We start from the raw sequence: 19,074 nt of genomic DNA on the forward strand, positions 1-19,074 counted from the left end.
ATTGACTCTTCCGCAGCGGAAGGTCTCTGATGCTGCATTGCACAATGGGGTGGCGGAATCGATGGCGGTGCGTATCAGGATGCCGGGCGGCACACTGAAGGTGAAGGTGTACCGCGAATTGCGCGACCGCGAACGCGCCCGCCGCATACCCGTCGTCAAGATCGGCCGGATCTATTTCACCTGGTGGTCGAACCGCCAGCGCCTGATTGATGATCAGTCGCCAGGATGAAGCTCCTTCGGCCGGCCCTGCCCGCCTGGCACCGCGAAGCCTCCGCAGCTCGCAAAATAAGTTGATGATCCTGCTGTTGACTCTTCCGCAACGGAAGGTCTCTACTTACCGCATTGCACGAAAATTGCTGCGTTGCACAACGGGAGTTGAACCGATGGCAGTGCGTATCAGGTTGCCTGGCGGCACTCTGAAGATGAAGACCTATCGTGAGTTGCGGGCCCGGGAACGCGACCGCCGCGTGCCTGTGATGAAGATGGGCTCGCTGTATTTTGTCTGGTGGTCGAAAAGCCAGGACCCTCACCAGAAGCCGCAGGACAGCAGACGGTAGCGGCTCCGCCGCGGTGGGTCTGCGTCGGCGATGAACCCTAGCCGAAACCTCTCCCCCAGGATTTCTGGTCGAGTTGCAGCGCCATGTTGGTGTGACTCGCGCGGCTCCCGATTCTTCTGACGTCTTTCGGCGATTTTCAAGCAGCGTCTACAGTGGCGGACGCGGTCGTCTCGCAAGCTTGCAAACCGCCGCCGCTTGTCGCAAATAATTGTCCGCGGGCGGGCGATCAGGAGTCATCCATTGATGAATGTCCAATCGCGCATGCATGCTTTCCTTCGCTCAAGCCCGCTCCGATATTATTTTCACCTCGCAAAGGCTCGCCTTGCCGGGTCTCCGCAATCAGACGAAAGTGTGATCCTGTCGCAGATTGTTGGCCAAAGCCCGAAAACGTTCTTGGAATTTGGTTTCCATCCGACGGAGTACAACTGCATTGGGCTTAGTGAATTCAGGGGTCTGCTCGTCGACGGCGACGCAACGACCGTGCGGTTGGCGCGCTCGCTGCTTCCAAAGCGGATTGAAGTGCGCCAGAGCTTCATTGATCTCAACAACATCGAAAGTCTCGCCACGCATTTTCCGCAACTTGGAGTGCTTTCCGTCGATGTCGATGGAAACGACTACTGGTTTCTGCAAGCCTTGCTGCCAGTGCGCCCGGCCGTCATTGTCGCGGAGTACAATGCCAGCTTTGGGCTCAACCCCGTCACCGTGCCATACGATCCGTCGTTCGATAGGGCCGCAAAGCACGAAAGCGGTTGGTATCACGGCGCCTCGATCACCGCTCTGACGCAGCTCTGCAATAGCCACGGCTACAAACTCGTCGCTGTCTCGGCGGCTGGCGGCAACCTGTTCTTCTTGCCGCAGACTGTGGCCTTGCCCGGACTAGAGCCTGTGGAGGCGTACCGCGAGAGTGCACTTCGCAACGGCTGGTCAGGAACCACGGCGAAGGAGCAATGGGAGCGGATCAAGCACATGCCCTTCGTGACTGTGAGCTAACCGTGTGATGAGCATTAACCCAAAGGCATCATTTCACGACCCGGTCAGGCCGCACCAGGGCGTCAGCAGGGACGTCGGTTCGCACTATGGAACCGGCGGAGATAATCGCCCGATCGCCGATCGTGACACCCTTCATGATCATGGCACTGTTCCCAATCCAGACATCGTTTCCAATCACGATCGGAGCGGAGCGGATGCCAGGGTCGACTCTAGGATGGCCCCGCTTGAAGATGGCTTGCATCTGCGCGAAGCGCTTCTTCGGGTCCATAGGATGCGAGTTGGTGTCGTGGATCGCCACACCCCATGAGACGTGTACCCGCTTTCCGATCTTGATCCCCACCGGGTCTGACGACCAAATCGTCGAGCTTGGGCCAAGATAGAACCAATCATCAATCTTGATCCGACCCTCGTGGGCAAAGACCTGCAAATGCCCATCCAAATGGCTGTCCGCGCCGATTGAGACGCGAGACCGGTCGCCGTGGATATTGAAGATCTCTGCCCCGGCGCCGAACTTCGTGCGCGGCCCGATGACGGCATTCTCCCTAGCGGCGCCCGTGGCGATCCACGACCAAAAGCGGCGGCGAAGAGTGAGAACGAGGGAGAAGACGCGCATTCGCGAACATCTGCCACACAGGACCATTCCAGTCTAGGCTCCGAAGAAGCCCCGGCGCGACAGACGACGGAGTTCCTCAGCGTCGAAAGTTCCGTGACGCAGACTGCCCGCAGCATTCGGATGGAGCTCATCGCCCATGTAAAGCAACGAGGTCAGGTAGCCGATGCCACTCTCACCACCTACGTCGATTAACGGTATGGACAGCAGCTTCGCCACTTCGCGCTCGGCGTTGAAGAACTGGTCCATGGTGTTGCCCTGGCCATTGACCCGACCTATCCGGTGCGTCGCGTGTCCAGGGCCGCCGCTGTAGGTGCCAATCATGACGATCTTGGCGTTCGGCGCACGCGCTCGGATGGCGGCGCAGGCCGCCCACAGCGAACCATAGTGAGTGGCGTAGGTCGTGTCTCCGAGAGCGCCCAGGGGCGTCTCCTGCGCGCCAAAGGCGTTCGGGCCCGGCTCCAGGATTACCAACTCCGCGTCGACCGGAATGTTGGTGATCGCATTGGACATTCCGTAGCTCGGATAGGCGGTGGTGCTCAGCCCCAAGGCCGAGCCACTGACGGCTAGATTGGTAGGGACCATACCGGTCAGACCGGCGAGGACGGGAACGTAGTAGGCTCCGGCCGAAATACTAGAGCCGATCAGCGTCAATTTCTTACCAACCAGGGCGGCCGAGCCGTCGTCATAGGGATCGCCGCCGATGTTGGCCGGATCCGACAGTAGGCCAAGATACAGAGCGCCATTGGCGACTGCCGTCACGCCGGCGCTTTTGGTCCAGGCCGAGTTGGAGAGGTTTTCCGAAGACGAGAAGACATTCGGCCCACCATTGATGCTTAGAGCCGACCTTTGGACATAGAATCCAGACACACCATCGCCGACATACGGGTGACCGCCAGCAGACGGGAAAATACGCTGTTGCCAGTTCGTCGCGGCCGTGGCCGTTGCCGTCTTCGTGACCGTGCATTCGTACCAGCCGTTGCCAAGAGCGACGATGCTCGCGCCCGTACCGGTCGCAGTCCCGGTGTCGAGATTGAAGGTGCAGTCGAAGATGACGGCGTTGTTGGAGTAGAGATTGAGACGATTGCGTTCGGCCTTTTTGGCGGTGACTTTCCAGACGATATTGTCGCCATTGACCACGGACCTGCCCTGATAAACGGAAGGATTGCCAGAGCCAACCATTTCGACAAGCTTCGATGCCGTCATTCGGCCTCTGACGGTCACGTCGAGGCCATCGACAAGCGGAGGCAGGGAGATCAGCACCGGTTCATAAGGGCTGACCGTGGTGGCAACCGTCACGTTCTGCTTCGTGAAGGCGGCGTTGGCGGGGTCGCTGCTCGGGAACAGGTTAGCCGGCAGGCCCTGCTTGCGGAGCACGATACTGCGAATGTACATACCGCTGGTTCCATCGCCGGTGAACGGAAAAACGCCAGCAGCCGACATGCGTGCCTGCACATTGTTCGTAATATTTGCTGCAGCCAGGACGACAGCCTTGCACTCGTACCAGCCGGAGCCAATATCCGTGATGGCAGCGCTGACGAGGTTCGCGCCAGAACTGCTTGAGACGATACCCTCCTCAAGATTGAAGTTGGCTGTATAGGCCGCACCAGCCCCCGCGTGGATAAGCTGCAGAATGCTTCGCTCTCCAGCTTTGGCAATGGCAATGTGCTCGATCGTGTCGCCCGACACAAAAGAGTAGGATCGATATACAGATGGGCTGACTGATCCGGCCGCCTCTGTTAGCCTGGCGGTCGGAACGCTAAGGCCTTCGATCATTGCTAGGCTATCGACGCTCGAAAGGAGAGCAGCCGTTGCCGCGCGAACGCCCGTATCGGCCGCCACCGGTCCGGCAGTGACATTGTACAGCCCTAGGCCGCCAGTCGAAACTTCGGTCCAGAAATACTCGCCGACATCGACATTCCTGCCCAGCACCGCCGCGGCGGCGGCGCCGGCGAGCCCTGCCGAGGCCGCAAAACTGAACGTCGGCGCCACTGTGTAGGAGCCCGGCGCCGTGATCAGTATCTGCGTCAGCGCCCCGCCCGCCACCACGAAGCGGCCGGCGGCGCCCGAACCGGTCCCGCCGGTAAACGCCAGGTCGAACGTGCCATTGGCGCCGCCCGAGCCTGGCGTGATCGCACCGTTGCCGACGACGCCGAAGCCGATTGCCGCCGCCGTCGTCGGGAAAATGCCCTTGCCGTAGAGCGAAGCGTCGCGTGCAGCCTGGGCGCTGACGACTGCGGCGGCGGCGGCGACGGCATCGGAATTGGTGGCAGCCCGGTCGGCAGTGGTTTGGCCGGCATTCGCGGCGGAAGCGGCGGCACTGGCGGTTGCCTGGCCGGCGCTGGCAGCGGCGGCATCCTTCAGCGCCTGGGTTTCATCGCGCAGCGCTTCGACCTCTTCGACCACATCGGCGATGTCGGGCGGAACGGATGCGGCGATGGTGATGGCATCGGCGCCGATGGCCGGCTCGTCGGCCGTGAACTCGAACACGCGGTCGGCGTTGACCGACCCGACCTGGGTGTGAACGGTCGTGCCCTTCTGCAGGGTGCGCGTAGAACGGGCGTCGGCGGCGCGGAACCAGTCGCCTTCGCTCGCCGTGTAGATGCCGTTCTGCGTCGGGTCGGCCTGGTCCTTGACCAGCACGCGGTCGCCGATTTCGGTCGGCACGCCGTCGATGGCCTGCAGGCCGTGCAGGAGGATGTCGGCCGTGGTTGCGAGGCGCACGGGTTCGCGTTCACCGGTCAGGAGACGAACGGCGGCAGTTGCAGGTCGGGACATGAGGGCTTGCTCCATAAAAAAAGCCCCGCATAAGCGAGGCTGGAAGGGGGTTCGGTGCTGTCGGTGGGAGACTTAAGCTACGCGGCCGGACACCGCGCTATCCGGCGCAGCCGGCGATTTACATTTTCCGGACGGAGAGCGGCAACGCGGTCGAGACTACAGCAGCCCGCCAATCAGCCTTCTTGTGCCCCTCATGGCCGCCAGCCCGCAGGCCATGCCGGCGCAGTCGGCGATCCAGTCGAGGATATCCATATCGCGCGCGATCAGCTGCACGCCCTGAAGCAGCTCGATCGCCGCGCCGGTAATGGCAAGGAGCACGACCAGCCTCGTCTTGTGTTCCGGCCAGCCGAGGCTTCCGAGAGCCGCCAGCACAGCGAACGCCGCGGCGTGATTGAGCTTGTCGTGCTGGAAGGTGAAGCCCATGTCCAACTCCTGCAGGAAGCGCACCGGCGAAAGCGCGAGCAGGAGAACACCGGCCAAGGTAAGCAGAAAAGCGATCCTTGCCATGGTCGGAAAAGTGTCTGTGCGCAACAGGTCAATCCTTCATCTTAAACAGGAGGCGATCCAGGAGGCACCGCCAAACTGACCGCTCGGCGGTTAGCAGGCCATAAGCCAGGATCGTGACCACAATCAGACCGACGGCACGTTGCGTGCCTGGTCGCCATTTCCGGCGTGCGCACTCACCAGTGATTGCGCCAGTGCTGATCCGGTCGAACCGAGTGCCGGGCTTGCATCCGCGACGAGCCACGGAGCACGCCAGTACATCACTTCGGGAGCAACGAAAGCACGTTCTCGTCAAGGAACTGACGGCGCTTGCCGACAAGCGGCAGCCGATCACTCTCGAAGTTCCGGCAACACCCTTTCGTCGAGAAATTTGAGACGGCTATCCAACATTTCGGCGTTGGCTGGGCTAGGCGGCACGTTGACCGGGATTAGATCTGCCACCGAGTCCCCCGTCGCGCAGCTTCGACCCACTCTTCCATGGCGCCGATATATCCATCCAGCGCCTCGTATGGAGTCTTGGCGTCTACCGCCGGCAGATATGTCGGGGGCACATCGCCGACGATTACCCATATCCATGGGTCAACTTCCGGCCTGCCCGGAACAATCTCGAAGAGAAAAATATAGGTTATGCCGTCGGCCCCGTATCCAAGGTATTCCCCCTTGATGTCTGAAACCCAATCATAGAAATCAAGATATTTTCAGGGCTTCCAGACGTGCAGCATCAAGCTCTTCATCGCCTGTGCTTTTGTCAGTCGACGGCAAGCGGGTGACGCTGGTCAAGTCGGGTTTGACGTCGCTATAATTTCTCTCGACCACTTGTGTTCCCTTTCATTTCTTGCTTGAGCCATCTTCTTCTTGCCCAGCGAGCATAGTCTCCTGCATCGCCATGGTGTTTAATATGATCTGCTCTCGCACGATGCGTGATGTTTGAGAGGTGATCTGCCCCCCGTCGGCCAGCGCTTTCTCGTGAGACACATCCATATTCCGGCCCGTGGGCTGATTGGTCCTTGCCAGAACGCTCCGTGCGAAGTGACGCCCCGGTTTCTTGCACCGCTGTCGGCTCCGCCGCTCAGCGTCGCAATCACCCATGTCAACCGTTACAATTGGAAGTCGAAACTAACTCCGCTCCGATTCTGGGTGTTCGTCGAGGGTTTTGCCTCGCCTCCATGGGGAGGTTTTTGTCTCGCGCCAAGCATACCAGCCGTAAGGTAAATCAGCCAACTGCATAATAGTCTTGTCTTTTTCAACCATATTTTTCAGGCTTATGATCATAATATCGCTTTCATCGAAATCTTCGGATTCATCCGCGTGAAACTGCCATGATCCGTCATCATCATCATGCACGACGCGAGCAACCCACCTACCATTGCGTATAGCTTTCCTGTTTACAAAAACAGCTACGTTCTGGGGGTCTTCAAACTTCCATTTAGTCATCACAGCGCCTATTTGTTCCACTTTCTCTGTTTCGAATTCTTGCAACCATCCTTGCATTGGTGTAACTATTCGATCCGGGAGTCTTTGTCGGATCAACTGGAATAAGCGGATCGATGTGATCAAACTGTGATTCGTTGGCGGAGGAGTAACGCCTTTTTTTACTTTCACCGGGTCAAAGCAGAGTAAACTCCGCTACCATTCAGAATGTGTTTAGGTGATTTTGTCGCGCTTCCATGGCGAAGACTTTGTATCGCGCCACGCACGCCAGCCTAACGGCAAATCCGCCAACTGTGCAACAGTTCCATCAAGCTCGACCACCTCGACCAAGGCCACTAAAATTAGGTCATCTTGATCAACTTCAGCTTCATTTCCGTAGAATTGCCACGACTCATTATCGTCGCCGTCATCATCATGTGACACATACGCAATCCAGCCGCCCCCCCTAAATATCTTCCGAGTCGAAATAACGGCTGTGTTTTTTGGGTTTTCGAACTTCCATTCGGTCATATGTCACCTATTTGTTCGATTTTTCTATATTCTCAAACCCAGCCGTAAGACGAAGATTTTTATAGCTATTTGATCCTGACGATTTTGTCTTGTCAGCGGGATTAACCGGATCTATGTGATCGATATGAGCTTCGTTTTTTGGAGGAGTTACGCCTCTTTTGCTTTTCTTTGCTGGAATTATTTCTATACCACTCTCATCCGATCTCAAAATTCCATCATTCACCCTTTTATTTTCCTCGAAAATAGCTATCCTCTGCTTCTTTGTTGGATCCTTGCCGGACGCAACGTTGGGAGGATCTTCCAAATGCGTATAGGGCCTCCTTATTTCTCGGGCCTTGCCGGTCGAGATCGGAATCTCTTCTGCATTGACAGAAACCGGGGGAGCCCCACTATCCAGTACGATATCAGGTTTAGCATTCGCAGAACGCCCGGCAAGCCTTGCCAACACCTGGCTGCCAACTGCACTGAGCCCTTCGGCAAGGACATTGCCGCCCGCCCCCCAAAGCGCGCCGTTGGCAATTCCCCAGGGGACGCTCTGTCCTGTGTTGAAGGCGTATGCCCCGCCATAAGTGCCACCCGCCACACCCCCGACGCCAGTTCGGGCAGCAAGACCGATCAAGCCGTTCTCTGCCGCCGCGCCAACGCTTGCCCGGCCCAGCAAACCGAACAAACTCTCCGCCAGGCCATATCCGCTTAAGCCGGTGCCGAGGGCTTCCGCCGCCCAACCGGCCGAACCGGCCCGGTCCTCGGCGTCCTCGGTCTTGGCCTGTTCATCTTCGAGGAGGTTCTGGTAGTTTCCTCCGGACCAAGCGGAGTCCAGCCCGGCGGAGATCGCATCCGCACCGCCGGCGGCCGCGCCCTTAGCCGTGAGGCGGCCGACATCCGAGAACGCCAAGCCGAATTGCTGTAGCCACGGCATGGTGCTGTACTGGGCTTGGGCCGGATGTTCCCCGATCCACGCCAGCCCGTTCTTGAGCACTGCAACCTGGGCTTCCAACGACTCTGGCGCGACGTTCGGATCTTGGGCGGCCTTGGCTCGCCACTGGGCTTCCGCCGCCACAGAAATCTGTTGGGTTGTCGCCTTGCGGGCATCAGGATCGCGAACCGCCAGGACGATCGAACTCAACTTGGCAAGGCGCTTTTCGAACGGCACGCCTTGGTCGATGTATTTCGCCGCCTGCTGGCCAGCTACAGCCCAGGGCATTGGCAGTATTCGGTCGAAGCCCAACTCCTGCTGAGCAGCGACGGCCCAGGTGACGGCAGCCTTATAATCCTCAGGAGCTGTGATCTTATCCCAGTCCGGAGCATGGTTCGGGAACAGTTGGCCGACGTAACCGGCGGGATCGGCGCGCCTGGCACCCAGCACCAATTGCGCGGCGCCGGCCCTTATCTCATATTGCTCCCGCTCTTCCGGCGAGCCGTAGGGGCCGGGTTCAAAATCCCGAATCTGGGCGTGTATCGCCTGGTTCGGGACGGGTCGCATGTCGAAAACCGCGCGGCCGATATCAGCCGTTATGTCGAAGGCTTGGAGACGCTTGCCGCCATCTTCGGCGCCGTACACGGCAGTGAAGTCTTCGGCACTCGGTGTCTTGCCAGAATAGCTGCCGGTATTGGCAATGGCAGCCGGCGCGTTCTGCAAGGCGATGTCGATGTTCGTGCGCGCATCGACCAGGCTTGCCACAGTCGCTACCTGCGCCTTCTGGCCGAGATCCTGAACCGTGTCCGGCGACAAGTCGGCAATCCAGGGTCCTGCGGCAGCCCAAGCCGTATTTCCGACGGGCCCCACGGAACCCGTGCGGATAGGTGTTTCGTCGGACGGAAGGCCACCTACGGGCGCTTCGCGCGTCGCCAGCACGCTGGACCCACTCGCCCGAGGTCCGCCCACAGCTTCGATGGTATCGTCCTTAGTCCTGCCGTCCGTTGAGACCGGCCCAGTCCCCAGCACCTCCGCGGCACCCTTCGGGTCCTTGGCGATCATCGCCTGGGCGAGCGCCTTTGCCGTGTTGGCGCGCCAGGCGGCCTCGGCGGCCTGCCGGGCCACCGGGTTGCCCATCTTGCCGATCAGCTCGAGCCCGCTCTGCCTGATGGCCTCGAATGTTCCTGTGTCGTCCGGATCGCCCTGCGCGATAGCGCTTGTGTAGCCGTCCTCGACCTTGCTCCACTCGGCCCGCTCATAATTCTGGCGCCGCGCGTGCTGCTGCGCGGCCATGCGGGCCGAGCCGGCGAGCCGCAACGCCTGCTTCTGCGCCAGGAAATTGGCGCGTTCGCCCTCCGGCACTTTCGCTACGGTGTCGTCGAAGATCTGGTCGAACAGGCCGGGCTTGACGACGCCGTCGCTGCGCGGATCGAGCTGGCCATACATGAAGTCGTGCAGGCCGCTGCCGTCGGCCGGCGCGGTCTGCACCGCCACGGCCTCGGCGTGGGCGATGCGTGCGTTCAGCTCGCGGCCGATAATGTCGGCATCGAAAGCGTCCTGCTGCTGCTTCTGTTGCTTGAAGCGCTCGGCAATCGCCGACAGCTCGTCACCAAAGCCTTGCATGGCGGCGCCCACCGGCGAGCCGCTGGGATAGGAGGCCACAGTGCCGGTATCGAGGCGGCGCTGGGCAAGCTGGAGCGGGATGGTGGCCATCAGTAGAGGCCTCCACCCGGCGCCGGCGGGAAGGCGCTTCTGCCGAACGTCACCGCCTTGGCCGGGTCGTAGAGGCCGGAGATGCCCGACACGAGGTTGCCGCCGGCCTTGAAGATCGAGGCGCCGACCGCCTGCCTGCCGGAAAAGCGCGCGATCGCCGCCTGCGTGGCGAGACCGTTCTGGCGCAGCTGCGAGCCGTACTGGATCGCCTTGAGGTCGAGCTGGCCCTGCCTTGCATTGGCCGCCATCACCTCGGTCGGCGAACCAGAAATAGCGACGCCCGAAGCGCCGGCCTGGGCGCGCGCCTGCGCCTGCAGCAGATCCTGCTTATGGCGCTCCTGGCCCTGCTCGAAGGCCGAGCTTTGGGCGTCGGCCCGCACCTGCTGTTCATAGGCCTTGGCCTGGTACTCGGCCATCTGCCTGGACTGCTGGCCTTCCGCCAGCGCGCCGCCGACCGAAAGCGCCGTACCGATAAGAGCTAGTGTGCACATGGTCAGCCTCGTTCGCCGGCGGGAATGAATTTGCTTTTGATGCCGTCGACCGGCGCACCGATCGAAGGCCGCCGGTCGAGCACGCCGCCCGGGCTGAGGAAGGACAAAAGCAGTCGGTCGGCCTGGATCGCCGGCCGGCTGAGACGCGATGGCGCGGCGGCGCGCGGGCCGGCCATGGCAGTGCGCCGGATGGTGGTCAGGTTGACTCTGACCCCGGCAGCGCCGTCGGCATCGAACATGCCGTTGGCGATGATGGCGCGGCTCAAGGCATCGGCCGCGAACAGTTCCTGGCGCAGCTGTTCGATCAGCCAGTGGATCGTGCGCCAGCGCTCGCCGAGCGCCTCGGCCTTTGTCCTGACCGCGTCGCCCGGCGCCGGCGTGGCGGCGACGGCTTCGGCGGGGGCGCCAATGCGGCGCTCGTCCGCGTCCTCGATGGTTTTCTCGATCAGCGCGATTTCAGCGTTGCAGTCGTCCAATGCGGCACGCGCCGCCGTCAAATTGCCGGCGCCGAAGATCGCCTCAAACTTTTCCGTTTCCAGCTCGCCCTTGCGGGCGATCGCATCGTTGAGGTCGGTGTCGAGCAAGGCGCGGATGGCTACAAAATCGGCAGCCGTCCGCGCCTTGCCGAGTTGCTCGGCATGGGTTGGGGTCACGGGTGGGTTCCTTGGTTGGGGAAGCGATGGAAGACGGAGCGGGTGATCTCCCCCCTCGAGGGGGAGATGGCCGGTAGGCCAGAGGGGTCGTCTCGCGTGGAGCTCCAACCCCCTCAGTTTGCGATGGGAGGCCGCGTCAGGACGTGCCGACCCCCTCTGTCGCCTTCGGCGACATCTCCCCCTCGAGGGGGGAGATCAGCAGTTTCTAAGGCTCGGCGTCGAACACCGGTGTCATCGCCCTGATCGTGCAGGGCGTTGGATTGACGTGGCGGATCTTCACCCGCCCCTGCCCTTCCCAGCTATCGTCGATCGGCACCTCGACATTGCCGGTGAACAATTTCGCCATGCCGTCGGGTGCAACCACAGACGGAATGCGAACCTGCTCCCAGCGGCCGCGGATGAACGACTGGACCTGAAGCCCGGTTGTGTCGGTTTCCAGCAGCGAAAGAATGAGCTTGGCCACCTTCTTGCGCCGCCCGACGATCGATCCGTCGCGACCGCCGACGTCGAGCTCCAGCGTGTTGGCTTCGGACTGGTAGCCGAGCCCGACCTGCCATTTGGCTGCCGTAGCCCCACCGGGCAGCGAAACCGCGCCAGCAGCCACAGCAAGGCCCTTGTAGACCTTGCCATCGGCCAAGACGTCGAGTGTTTCGCCGTTGAGATGATCAAGCCCTGAGACCGTGCCCACAGCGGCGCCCGAATAGGTCAGGCCGCAGTCGACTTCGAATGCATCGCCGATCCCGCCATACTCAAACGGCGCGGTCTTGATTTCGATATAGCGCCTGGTCACGCCGCCGATCGTGCGCTTGACGATCAGCCAGAGATCGTCGTTGCCGTCCTGGCCGGGCGTCACCACGGCGCTTTCGACAACGGCCCAGTTCGATCCTGCGAAGCTTCCGGCGATCTGGTGGATGTGCATGCCGCGAACGTCCTGCGACGGCTGGTGCGTGTAGCCGCCGAGTTCGCCATCCCCGAGCGGGAACCAGAGCAGCGGATCGGGGTCGGTCTGGAAGGCGAGTTCGACGACGCCTTTCTTGGGAATGTGCTCCGATATCTGACCGACATCGTCGGAGGTGAAGCGGCCGGTGGCGTTTTGCGTCAGCTCGGCGATCGATTTGCGGGAGCGGGTGACATAGAGGAACGACTGCCCCGCATCGACGGGACGCAGCGGGGCACAACCGAAAGTCCGGGACCGGCGGTTCTTGAACGAGGACGGCGTCAGCGCCTCGTCGATGCCGGAACCCGACAGCGCCCTCACCCCGCCAAGCGTCCCGATGATCAGCGCGCCGTCCGATTCCGCCACCCACGTAATGTCGTTGGCCTGGCCGCCACCTGCCTGCACGAATTCCAGCGCGTCGGTGTCTTTCTCACCGGTGGCGAAGTTGTCGAAATCGCCGGTTTGCGAGGCATAGACCGAGAATTTTCGGCTGAACGCCAGGCGCTCCTCGTAAAGCGAACCGCTCTGGACATACTTGCCGGGCACGAACGTGCCGAGACGCCAGCGGATGATCGGGCTGAGATCGGGCAGAGCATGCCCGTACAACTGGACCGTGACCACCGTCGTGCTGGTCCGGCCAACGACCTTGGCCCAGCGCCAGAAGCCATCCGCGCCAAGCAGACGAATGGCGCGGCCGACATCGCTGGTCTGGAAGCCGATGCCGTCATTGATGCCGACGATCGAGGAGGCCGAGAGATCAAATGGCGTTTGCGACGGCGCGTATTCGTGCAGGGCCAGTTCGGCGATAGCGGTTCCGTCGCTGCCGCCACCTGAAAACAGCAGCTGATAATATTCGTAGGCAACCGTGTTGTTGAAGCCGTCGAAGAAGCGGGTTTCCGACTTGGACCAGCCGGTCTCTCCGTCCCGGCTGTCGAGCGTCGTCCAGTCGGTGCCGTTGTGCGAGGCCTGCAATTGCCACTGGGTCGGCGATGCAGTGTCAGAGTGATCATTCGTCGCGGTAATCCAGTAGGCGTCGACCGTCTTGGCCCCGCCGCCGAATTGGTAGCGCAGATACCCGCTCGGAAAGCCCGCTATGTTCTCCCCCTTCTGCTTGTCGCCATCGAACACCTGCCACACGTCGGATGAGCCGTTGCTGTTGCTGACCGTGCCGCTTGGCAGCGTATTCGAGGCCATGACCGGCATGGCGTTGCCGGTTGCGGCCGGCGTTAGCGTCGTGGCCGTGGTGTTGATCTTGCCGTAAGGGCCGTCGAGAAAGACGAAATCGGCCAGCGTCCAGGTCGTGTGCGCGGTGCGCGTCAGCACTTTGACCGGATGACCCTTGTGGGTGATCCACATCTGGTCTGCCGACTGGACGAATTGCAGGTCGAACAGATCGGCCTCGGGATAAGGCGAAACGACTTCGACCGTGCCGACACGCGCGCCATAGGCATAGACGCGGATGTAGAGATCGCCGAATTCGAGCGCATAGGCCTGATCGGCCGAGAAGATGAACGGGATCAGCCGTGTCGCCTTTGATGAGTCCCTCACCTCCGCGCAAAAATAGGTGCCGCCACGCTTCCTGATACCGCCATGCGGCAGCGTGACGAAATTCATGCATTTGGACAGCGCCGCCCGGTAAAGATCGAGCGAGGCGCGAGCATGCAAGCGGGGAGAAATCTCGCCGCGGATGAAAGCATCTTGGACCGGATAGAGCGTGGTCATCGGCCGACGCCCCGGCTGTCGCCGCGCTGGAAAGCCCAGGACGTCGTCGAAAATCTGCCGCCGCGCTGGATGGCATTGGCTGAATAGGCGGCGTCCAGCGCCCTGTCATAGGCGCTGCGGGCGACGTCGATCATGCTGGCCTTGTGGGTCAACGGATGGGCGATCTTGATGGCGAGCGCCGCCACCAGCACTTCGCTGAACAGCGCGTCCCAGTCGTTGGGATCGGTCAGATTGGCGACATAGCGGATGACGCGCGGTCCGGCCTGATCCGAATAGATCAGCCCGGCCTCCTGCCGCCATGAGAGCGGCACGCCATCCGGCTCGCCATTATGGGTCAGCGGCAAGGGCCGCAGGCAATCGGCGGGAAGCTCATAGGCGAAGTTCAGCGTGCCAGCCCCGCCGCAGGTGTCGAAGCCGGCGACCGAGGCCGCCAGGATGGCGAAGACAAAGGCATGCTTGGTCAATTCGGCCTCGCGGGTCAGGTCGAAATGCAGATTGAGCAGGCGCGCCGCCTTGGCGTCCTGGTCGAGGCTGTCGATCGGCGCCTCGTCGAGCACGGCGAGCGCCATGTTGGCGATGTCGAGCGGGGTGATGGCCATGGCTCAGTCCTCTGTCTGTATGGTTGGTCGGAGAAAACGGGGCATGGTGCCTCCACGGCAAAAAGCCGCTTCGAAGCGGCTGGGGATTTTTTGTGATTTGTGGCTTGGGCAGAACGTTGCACGTCTCGTGCATAGAGCGTCACAACGCCAACCGCCCGTCAGGACACGGGTGGCAGGCGCTGCGTGATCCGTGTCTTTTCCGTTCGAAGCAAGGAAGCAATGCTTCGGCTATTGCGGTTCACGATATTGCCGCGCAACGCGGCGATGTCTTGCATGAATTGTGTCAGCCGATGCGTGCGCCGGTCGAGATCCCTGTTTCAGCTGACGTGGCAAAGACGCTTGCTTTCACCCTTCCGGCACCTCCCGCCAAAGCCAAGCCCCTGTCCAGGGCATCCTGAAGACTTGGCGTGTAGTAGGCGGTGTCTTCCAGGCCGCTGAAGAAGTTTATGCGATGAACTTCCCCCTTCTTACTCATGACAATGCCCGCTTTTCGGAGCACTTCCTGAACTGTTTTGTACTTCATGTTCATGGTGACCTCCCTTACCAAGACAAGGCAGCATCGCCCTTTCTTGTAACTGTTTGGTGCCGTCGATTGAGCGAAAGGCAACATGAATGTTGTAGCGAACGCCAAATTCAGATCACTCCGACGCAGCGCAGCGGTTGAACTTGCGGTTCGCCACGGTGGCCGACCTGGCGTCCAGAAGGGGCGGGACGTCTGATGCCCGCCCCTTCGCCCGATCAGGCCTCGGTCGTCTTCAGCGCGATGAACGTCATGTGCTTGACGCTCGACGCCGTGCGGTCCCAGTTTGCCGCCAGTGCCAGCTCGGCATCGGTGGCGAATTCGCCGGCCGAGGACGCATCGAGGAAGCGGGTGCCCGGCACATGCGGCACGAAATGCCGGCGGCCGACCATTTCGGTGACACCACCGCCATGGCCCTGCCGCGGCTTGCGGTCGAACTCGAGCGGCCCGCCTTCGGTGTTGACCGGCAGCTCGTTCCACAGGATTGCCTTGTCCTTGAACATGAACGCCGTGTAGACGCCGCCGGCAACCGGAATGTCGTCGTCGACGACGGCCCTGAGCCCCATGTAATAGGGGATCAGCGGCCCGCCCTGCTCGGACGACGGCACATAGTCGATGAGGTCGGCGAGCTTCAGCGCCTTCATCTGTTTCGAATGCATCCAGATCGTCTTGAACTTGTCGGCGCGGTCGCCCATCAGGTAGGCGGCCTCGATGATGTCGGTGTCGACGATGGAGGCGCCGGTGACGCGCACCAGGTCACTGCCGTCATTGGCGATGTTGTCGGCCAGCACGCCTTTCAGTATGCCCAGCAGCGTCAGCTTGTTGGCGCGCTGCCAGTAGTCGGTCTGGCGGCGCACGATAAGCTTCTGCGGATCGTCGCCGGCAAGGATCGAGGTCAGATCCGGGATGCCCCAGGCCTGCGCACGCACATTGCGGGCCGCGACTTCGCGGCGCGCACCGATCTTCTTCATCTCGATCGAGTCGGCCGGGTCGTCATTGACCGGCTCGGACGGATCGTTGCCGAGGTCCTTCCAGCCGGGCATGTCGACGGAACGTCCGCCCAGGCTGAGCTTCGAGGCGATCGACGGGTCGGAAAACAGGATCCCGGCCTGGTAAATCTCCAGCGACTGGACGTGCTCCTCGAACGAGTATTGCGCATAGACGGACGGAACGATCGCGTCCGCGATACGGGTATAGGCGTCTGCCATTTTTGTCTTCCTTCAGGTTTGGGTTAAAGAGGATTGTTGGGCATCCACAGGTCGGGATTTTCGCCGCCCTCGCGTGCCAGCCGCCGGGCGCGGGCGGGGTCGCTTTTGACGAGCGCCGAGATGCCAGTCAGGTTGCGCTCGCCGGCGGCATTGCGCTTGAAGGGATTGCCTCCGCTCAAGGCAGCATTGCCGTCGATCGTGTCTTCGCGGAACATCGCCTCGCCGATGGCGTGGAACGCCTTGGCGATCTGCGGGTCGGTCAAGGCGCCGTCCGGCAGAAGGATACCCTTCGCCTTGTAGGCATTGACCAGTCCGAGCTTTTTCATCGCCCGGTTGGCGACCTCGAGCTTCTGGCGAAAGCCATCGCTGCCGGTCGGTCCCCAATCCCTGACGAGGTCGTCATGCGTCGTCTCGACCGAGCGGGCAAGGGCGATCTGCTGTGCCTTGGCCTGCTCGGCCATGTAGCCGACGAAGCGGTCGTGATAGGCCTGTGCGACCTTCGGGGTAGCACCTGCCTCGACCGCCCAGGCCTTGGACGCATTGGCGAGCTCGTCCGAATAGGCGAAGTTTTCGGGGAGCCCGTCGGGGCGCCGGTACTCGACCTTCTCGGGTGAGGTCAGCGGACGCATCGCCTCGGGCAGCCGGGCATGGAACCTGTCCCAGTCTTCCGCGGCTGCATCGGCTGCCGGAACGCGCAGGCACTCGCCCTGCTGCCGCTCCAGCTCCGCATAGGAGGCGAAGACCCGATCGAGGCTTTCAGGCTTGGTCCAGCCCTTGGTTTCAGCAAGCTTGCGGTTGCCTTCGGAAAGACCGTCAAACCAACTTTTGGCCGCAGGCGGGGCGGACCCGTTGTCCCCGTTGGCCGGTGGCCGTGCAAGGTTGCCCGCCGGTGGCGCCGCCACCACGGACCCGGCGTCTGCCAGATCTGTCATGAGAAGATTCCTTTACTTAGGGTTCAATGAAAAGTGCCGGCTGGTTCAGCCGGGCTTAAAGCTTGCCAGTCCGGAGCTGCCGCGCGAAAAGAGGCAGCATGACCGGAGAGAACGAGGCCGCAGATTTCGCCTTCGACGGCTCGAACATGTTCGAGCCGCTCATGGCGGCCGATCCGTCGTTCCGTGGGCAATGGGACAGATTCCACGATGAATGGCGCGATGAGGCGGAAGAGCCGCTGTATCTTGCCTTGTCGGAGCTGGCTCTCCACCTGATTCACCATCTCGAAGCTGGAAAGACAGATCGCTTCAGCGACATTTTCGATGTCGTCGAGCGCTGGATCGTCGAAGGCAATCGCCACGTGCGGGAAGCCGCGATCGTCGGGCTGCTCGAAGATCTGCAGAACCCGAGCCTGCATCGCAGCACACACCCCGATCATTTCAAGCCATGGCTGCGGCCTCAGTCGGCTATCTGGTGGGCGAAACTCTACGCATTCTGGTCCGACGGAACGCCACTGGTCTAAGCCGGCCGGCCTCAGGCATTGTCGCCCCAGTTCTCCCAGAGCAGCGTGATCGTGCCCGTAACGGCAATCGTGCCGTCGGCATCGATGTCGGTGCCGATGGCAAACGCCAGGTTGAGATAGAGGTCGACCGGCGTCACGGTGCCGTCGAGCGTCTGCGCGGCGGCGACATCGGCAACCGACGCGCTCGACAGGGCGGCACCGGCGCCATCCAGCGTGCGGCCGGTCGCCGCCAGCACATTGATCATCGTCAAGGCGAGCGCTGGGGTCGACGCTGCCGTCGAGCCGAGCGACCAGGTCAGCGCGGCATTGTCGTTGATGGTCGACGCGCGGGTAGTCAGCACCGCGAACTGCAGCCGGGCCGTACCGCCCCTGATGCGGATCTTGCCATCGATGAAATCGAACAGCTTCTGGCTGGCATAGGCCAGTGCATCGGTGACCGGCACCGGCATGGCATTGAAGGAGAAGACGGTGCGGTAGGCGCCGCCCTGTCCGGTCGTCCTGGCGGTGAGCCCCGCCTTGGGCGGGGCAAGGCCGGCTTCTCTGGCGGCGGCACGCGAAAGCGTCCGGGCAAGACCTCGGGTCATTTGATTTCTCCATTTTTGGGATTTTTCGGGGATTGAAAAAGGCAGCGATTGGACCGCCGCACGCAAACTGCGGCAAATCCTCATGGACATTTGGGCCAGCCGTGTGTATTTATACACAACATGAAGGGCGCCGATGTCATCCACAGGCTGTTGGCGGATGGCTGGTACGAAGTGGCTCGAAAAGGAAGTCACGCCCAGTTCAAGCACAAATCCAAGCCGGGCCGGGTGACAGTTCCGCATCCCAAGCGCGACATCCCGATCGGCACTCTCAAGAGTATTGAAGAACAATCCGGCGTGAAGCTGAGGTAGAGAAATGCGGAACTATATCGGATTGATCCACAAGCAAGCGGACAGCGACTTCGGCGTCTCCTTTCCCGATTTTCCGGGCCTGGTGACAGCCGGCGTCAACCTGGATGATGCCCGTGCCATGGCCGGGGAAGCACTGGCCTTTCATGTCGAGGGGCTGGTCGAGGATGGCGAGGCCATTCCCGAACCGTCATCCCTGGAGGAAGTGATGTCGGACAAGGACAATCTGAGCGGTGTCGCCATCCTGGTTCCCTTGAAAGCTGAAGCTGCGAAGGTCGTGCGTGTCAATGTCACCATTCCGGAAGATGTCCTCGATCAGATTGACCGATATGCGGAGCGCCACGGCTACAGCCGATCCGGATTTCTGGCCGCTGCGGCGAAGAAGGTAATGCAGATCGAGGCGGCGTAGGGCCCTGGAAGGCGCGACTGGAGATGAAGCTCTTTGGGTCTTGTTCGGTTACTTTCTTTGCGGATCAGGCCGTCAGACAAAAACAACCATGTCTTATTTCGTGAGGCACGGTGCCTATGTTCCGCCGCAAATGCGACCGTACTTGGCAAAATCGGCCCGTGTATTAGTTCATAGGTTTCAAGG

Annotated in this window: 20 protein-coding genes; 6 read left to right on the forward strand and 14 right to left on the reverse strand. The window is 61.5% G+C overall.

The genetic code is table 11. The annotated features are described in order from the left end of the window. Window positions 1-61: 61 nt before the first annotated feature. From NKH49_RS20935 to NKH49_RS20945, 3 genes are all read left to right on the forward strand, one after another. On the forward strand, window positions 62-229 hold the full coding sequence (locus tag NKH49_RS20935) for a hypothetical protein (protein ID WP_023675755.1): 168 nt from the start codon (window positions 62-64) through the stop codon (window positions 227-229). 154 nt (window positions 230-383) lie between these two features. After that, window positions 384-557, forward strand: a complete 174-nt coding sequence (locus tag NKH49_RS20940; RefSeq protein ID WP_352452704.1) for a hypothetical protein — start codon at window positions 384-386, stop codon at window positions 555-557. Between the two features lie 243 nt (window positions 558-800). Beyond that, window positions 801-1,547, forward strand: a complete 747-nt coding sequence (locus NKH49_RS20945; protein ID WP_352474245.1) for a hypothetical protein — start codon at window positions 801-803, stop codon at window positions 1,545-1,547. 28 nt (window positions 1,548-1,575) lie between these two features. Here the strand turns inward: NKH49_RS20945 and NKH49_RS20950 are convergent, their stop codons facing one another. From NKH49_RS20950 to NKH49_RS21010, 13 genes are all read right to left on the reverse strand, one after another. Next, window positions 1,576-2,160: an acyltransferase gene (locus NKH49_RS20950; RefSeq protein WP_352927591.1), complete on the reverse strand. Its 585-nt coding sequence runs from the start codon at window positions 2,158-2,160 to the stop codon at window positions 1,576-1,578. A gap of 33 nt (window positions 2,161-2,193) precedes the next feature. Beyond that, complete coding sequence (locus NKH49_RS20955; RefSeq protein WP_352927594.1) at window positions 2,194-4,935, reverse strand: SGNH/GDSL hydrolase family protein; 2,742 nt, start codon at window positions 4,933-4,935, stop codon at window positions 2,194-2,196. 156 nt (window positions 4,936-5,091) lie between these two features. Further along, window positions 5,092-5,466, reverse strand: coding sequence for a hypothetical protein (locus NKH49_RS20960; RefSeq protein WP_352927597.1), 375 nt, complete (start codon window positions 5,464-5,466; stop codon window positions 5,092-5,094). A gap of 1,089 nt (window positions 5,467-6,555) precedes the next feature. Continuing rightward, complete coding sequence (locus tag NKH49_RS20965; RefSeq protein WP_352874774.1) at window positions 6,556-6,918, reverse strand: hypothetical protein; 363 nt, start codon at window positions 6,916-6,918, stop codon at window positions 6,556-6,558. 165 nt (window positions 6,919-7,083) lie between these two features. Next, the gene (locus tag NKH49_RS20970) at window positions 7,084-7,380 is read right to left on the reverse strand and encodes a hypothetical protein (protein WP_352472061.1); all 297 of its coding nucleotides are present in this window, start codon (window positions 7,378-7,380) and stop codon (window positions 7,084-7,086) included. 7 nt (window positions 7,381-7,387) lie between these two features. Continuing rightward, a complete protein-coding gene (locus tag NKH49_RS20975) occupies window positions 7,388-10,009 on the reverse strand; it encodes a hypothetical protein (RefSeq protein ID WP_352927600.1) in 2,622 nt (873 codons plus the stop codon). Continuing rightward, window positions 10,009-10,500, reverse strand: coding sequence for a hypothetical protein (locus NKH49_RS20980; protein ID WP_352927603.1), 492 nt, complete (start codon window positions 10,498-10,500; stop codon window positions 10,009-10,011). The genes NKH49_RS20975 and NKH49_RS20980 overlap by 1 nt, the downstream gene beginning before the upstream one ends. A gap of 2 nt (window positions 10,501-10,502) precedes the next feature. Next, the gene (locus NKH49_RS20985) at window positions 10,503-11,153 is read right to left on the reverse strand and encodes a hypothetical protein (protein ID WP_352927606.1); all 651 of its coding nucleotides are present in this window, start codon (window positions 11,151-11,153) and stop codon (window positions 10,503-10,505) included. A gap of 205 nt (window positions 11,154-11,358) precedes the next feature. Beyond that, window positions 11,359-13,812, reverse strand: coding sequence for a phage tail protein (locus NKH49_RS20990; protein ID WP_352927609.1), 2,454 nt, complete (start codon window positions 13,810-13,812; stop codon window positions 11,359-11,361). After that, window positions 13,809-14,411 (reverse strand): phage connector family protein, encoded by a 603-nt coding sequence (locus NKH49_RS20995; RefSeq protein WP_352770674.1) that lies wholly within the window; start codon window positions 14,409-14,411, stop codon window positions 13,809-13,811. The genes NKH49_RS20990 and NKH49_RS20995 overlap by 4 nt, the downstream gene beginning before the upstream one ends. A gap of 283 nt (window positions 14,412-14,694) precedes the next feature. Next, complete coding sequence (locus NKH49_RS21000) at window positions 14,695-14,940, reverse strand: hypothetical protein (RefSeq protein WP_352472067.1); 246 nt, start codon at window positions 14,938-14,940, stop codon at window positions 14,695-14,697. Between the two features lie 209 nt (window positions 14,941-15,149). Then, entirely contained in the window at window positions 15,150-16,139 is a 990-nt protein-coding gene (locus tag NKH49_RS21005; RefSeq protein WP_352755556.1) for a Coat protein, read from the reverse strand. Between the two features lie 23 nt (window positions 16,140-16,162). Next, on the reverse strand, window positions 16,163-17,071 hold the full coding sequence (locus NKH49_RS21010) for a hypothetical protein (RefSeq protein WP_352927613.1): 909 nt from the start codon (window positions 17,069-17,071) through the stop codon (window positions 16,163-16,165). Between the two features lie 98 nt (window positions 17,072-17,169). Here NKH49_RS21010 and NKH49_RS21015 point away from each other — a divergent pair, with 98 nt between their 5' ends. Further along, window positions 17,170-17,592 carry a DUF7674 family protein gene (locus NKH49_RS21015; RefSeq protein ID WP_352472071.1) on the forward strand — a complete coding sequence of 141 codons (423 nt, stop codon included), beginning with the start codon at window positions 17,170-17,172 and terminating at the stop codon, window positions 17,590-17,592. An 11-nt stretch (window positions 17,593-17,603) separates the two neighbouring features. Here the strand turns inward: NKH49_RS21015 and NKH49_RS21020 are convergent, their stop codons facing one another. After that, on the reverse strand, window positions 17,604-18,176 hold the full coding sequence (locus tag NKH49_RS21020; protein WP_352685218.1) for a hypothetical protein: 573 nt from the start codon (window positions 18,174-18,176) through the stop codon (window positions 17,604-17,606). 120 nt (window positions 18,177-18,296) lie between these two features. Here NKH49_RS21020 and NKH49_RS21025 point away from each other — a divergent pair, with 120 nt between their 5' ends. Both NKH49_RS21025 and NKH49_RS21030 read left to right on the forward strand, forming a co-directional pair. Further along, window positions 18,297-18,485, forward strand: a complete 189-nt coding sequence (locus tag NKH49_RS21025) for a type II toxin-antitoxin system HicA family toxin (protein WP_352685231.1) — start codon at window positions 18,297-18,299, stop codon at window positions 18,483-18,485. 4 nt (window positions 18,486-18,489) lie between these two features. Then, window positions 18,490-18,891: a type II toxin-antitoxin system HicB family antitoxin gene (locus NKH49_RS21030; RefSeq protein WP_352541138.1), complete on the forward strand. Its 402-nt coding sequence runs from the start codon at window positions 18,490-18,492 to the stop codon at window positions 18,889-18,891. Window positions 18,892-19,074: the final 183 nt, after the last annotated feature.

This window comes from Mesorhizobium sp. M1088, assembly GCF_040318575.1.
Taxonomy (GTDB): domain Bacteria; phylum Pseudomonadota; class Alphaproteobacteria; order Rhizobiales; family Rhizobiaceae; genus Mesorhizobium.

What these genes read in the sequence shown, in the direction of transcription:
- NKH49_RS20990 (WP_352927609.1), bottom strand. Translation starts at nt 13,812, where the DNA reads ATGACCACGCTCTATCCGGTCCAAGATGCTTTCATCCGCGGCGAGATT.
- NKH49_RS21025 (WP_352685231.1), top strand. Translation starts at nt 18,297, where the DNA reads ATGAAGGGCGCCGATGTCATCCACAGGCTGTTGGCGGATGGCTGGTAC.
- NKH49_RS20970 (WP_352472061.1), bottom strand. Translation starts at nt 7,380, where the DNA reads ATGACCGAATGGAAGTTCGAAAACCCAAAAAACACAGCCGTTATTTCG.
- NKH49_RS21020 (WP_352685218.1), bottom strand. Translation starts at nt 18,176, where the DNA reads ATGACCCGAGGTCTTGCCCGGACGCTTTCGCGTGCCGCCGCCAGAGAA.
- NKH49_RS20940 (WP_352452704.1), top strand. Translation starts at nt 384, where the DNA reads ATGGCAGTGCGTATCAGGTTGCCTGGCGGCACTCTGAAGATGAAGACC.
- NKH49_RS20980 (WP_352927603.1), bottom strand. Translation starts at nt 10,500, where the DNA reads ATGTGCACACTAGCTCTTATCGGTACGGCGCTTTCGGTCGGCGGCGCG.
- NKH49_RS20955 (WP_352927594.1), bottom strand. Translation starts at nt 4,935, where the DNA reads ATGTCCCGACCTGCAACTGCCGCCGTTCGTCTCCTGACCGGTGAACGC.
- NKH49_RS21015 (WP_352472071.1), top strand. Translation starts at nt 17,170, where the DNA reads ATGACCGGAGAGAACGAGGCCGCAGATTTCGCCTTCGACGGCTCGAAC.
- NKH49_RS21005 (WP_352755556.1), bottom strand. Translation starts at nt 16,139, where the DNA reads ATGGCAGACGCCTATACCCGTATCGCGGACGCGATCGTTCCGTCCGTC.
- NKH49_RS21030 (WP_352541138.1), top strand. Translation starts at nt 18,490, where the DNA reads ATGCGGAACTATATCGGATTGATCCACAAGCAAGCGGACAGCGACTTC.
- NKH49_RS20950 (WP_352927591.1), bottom strand. Translation starts at nt 2,160, where the DNA reads ATGCGCGTCTTCTCCCTCGTTCTCACTCTTCGCCGCCGCTTTTGGTCG.
- NKH49_RS20975 (WP_352927600.1), bottom strand. Translation starts at nt 10,009, where the DNA reads ATGGCCACCATCCCGCTCCAGCTTGCCCAGCGCCGCCTCGATACCGGC.
- NKH49_RS21010 (WP_352927613.1), bottom strand. Translation starts at nt 17,071, where the DNA reads ATGACAGATCTGGCAGACGCCGGGTCCGTGGTGGCGGCGCCACCGGCG.
- NKH49_RS21000 (WP_352472067.1), bottom strand. Translation starts at nt 14,940, where the DNA reads ATGAACATGAAGTACAAAACAGTTCAGGAAGTGCTCCGAAAAGCGGGC.
- NKH49_RS20995 (WP_352770674.1), bottom strand. Translation starts at nt 14,411, where the DNA reads ATGGCCATCACCCCGCTCGACATCGCCAACATGGCGCTCGCCGTGCTC.
- NKH49_RS20945 (WP_352474245.1), top strand. Translation starts at nt 801, where the DNA reads ATGAATGTCCAATCGCGCATGCATGCTTTCCTTCGCTCAAGCCCGCTC.
- NKH49_RS20935 (WP_023675755.1), top strand. Translation starts at nt 62, where the DNA reads ATGGCGGTGCGTATCAGGATGCCGGGCGGCACACTGAAGGTGAAGGTG.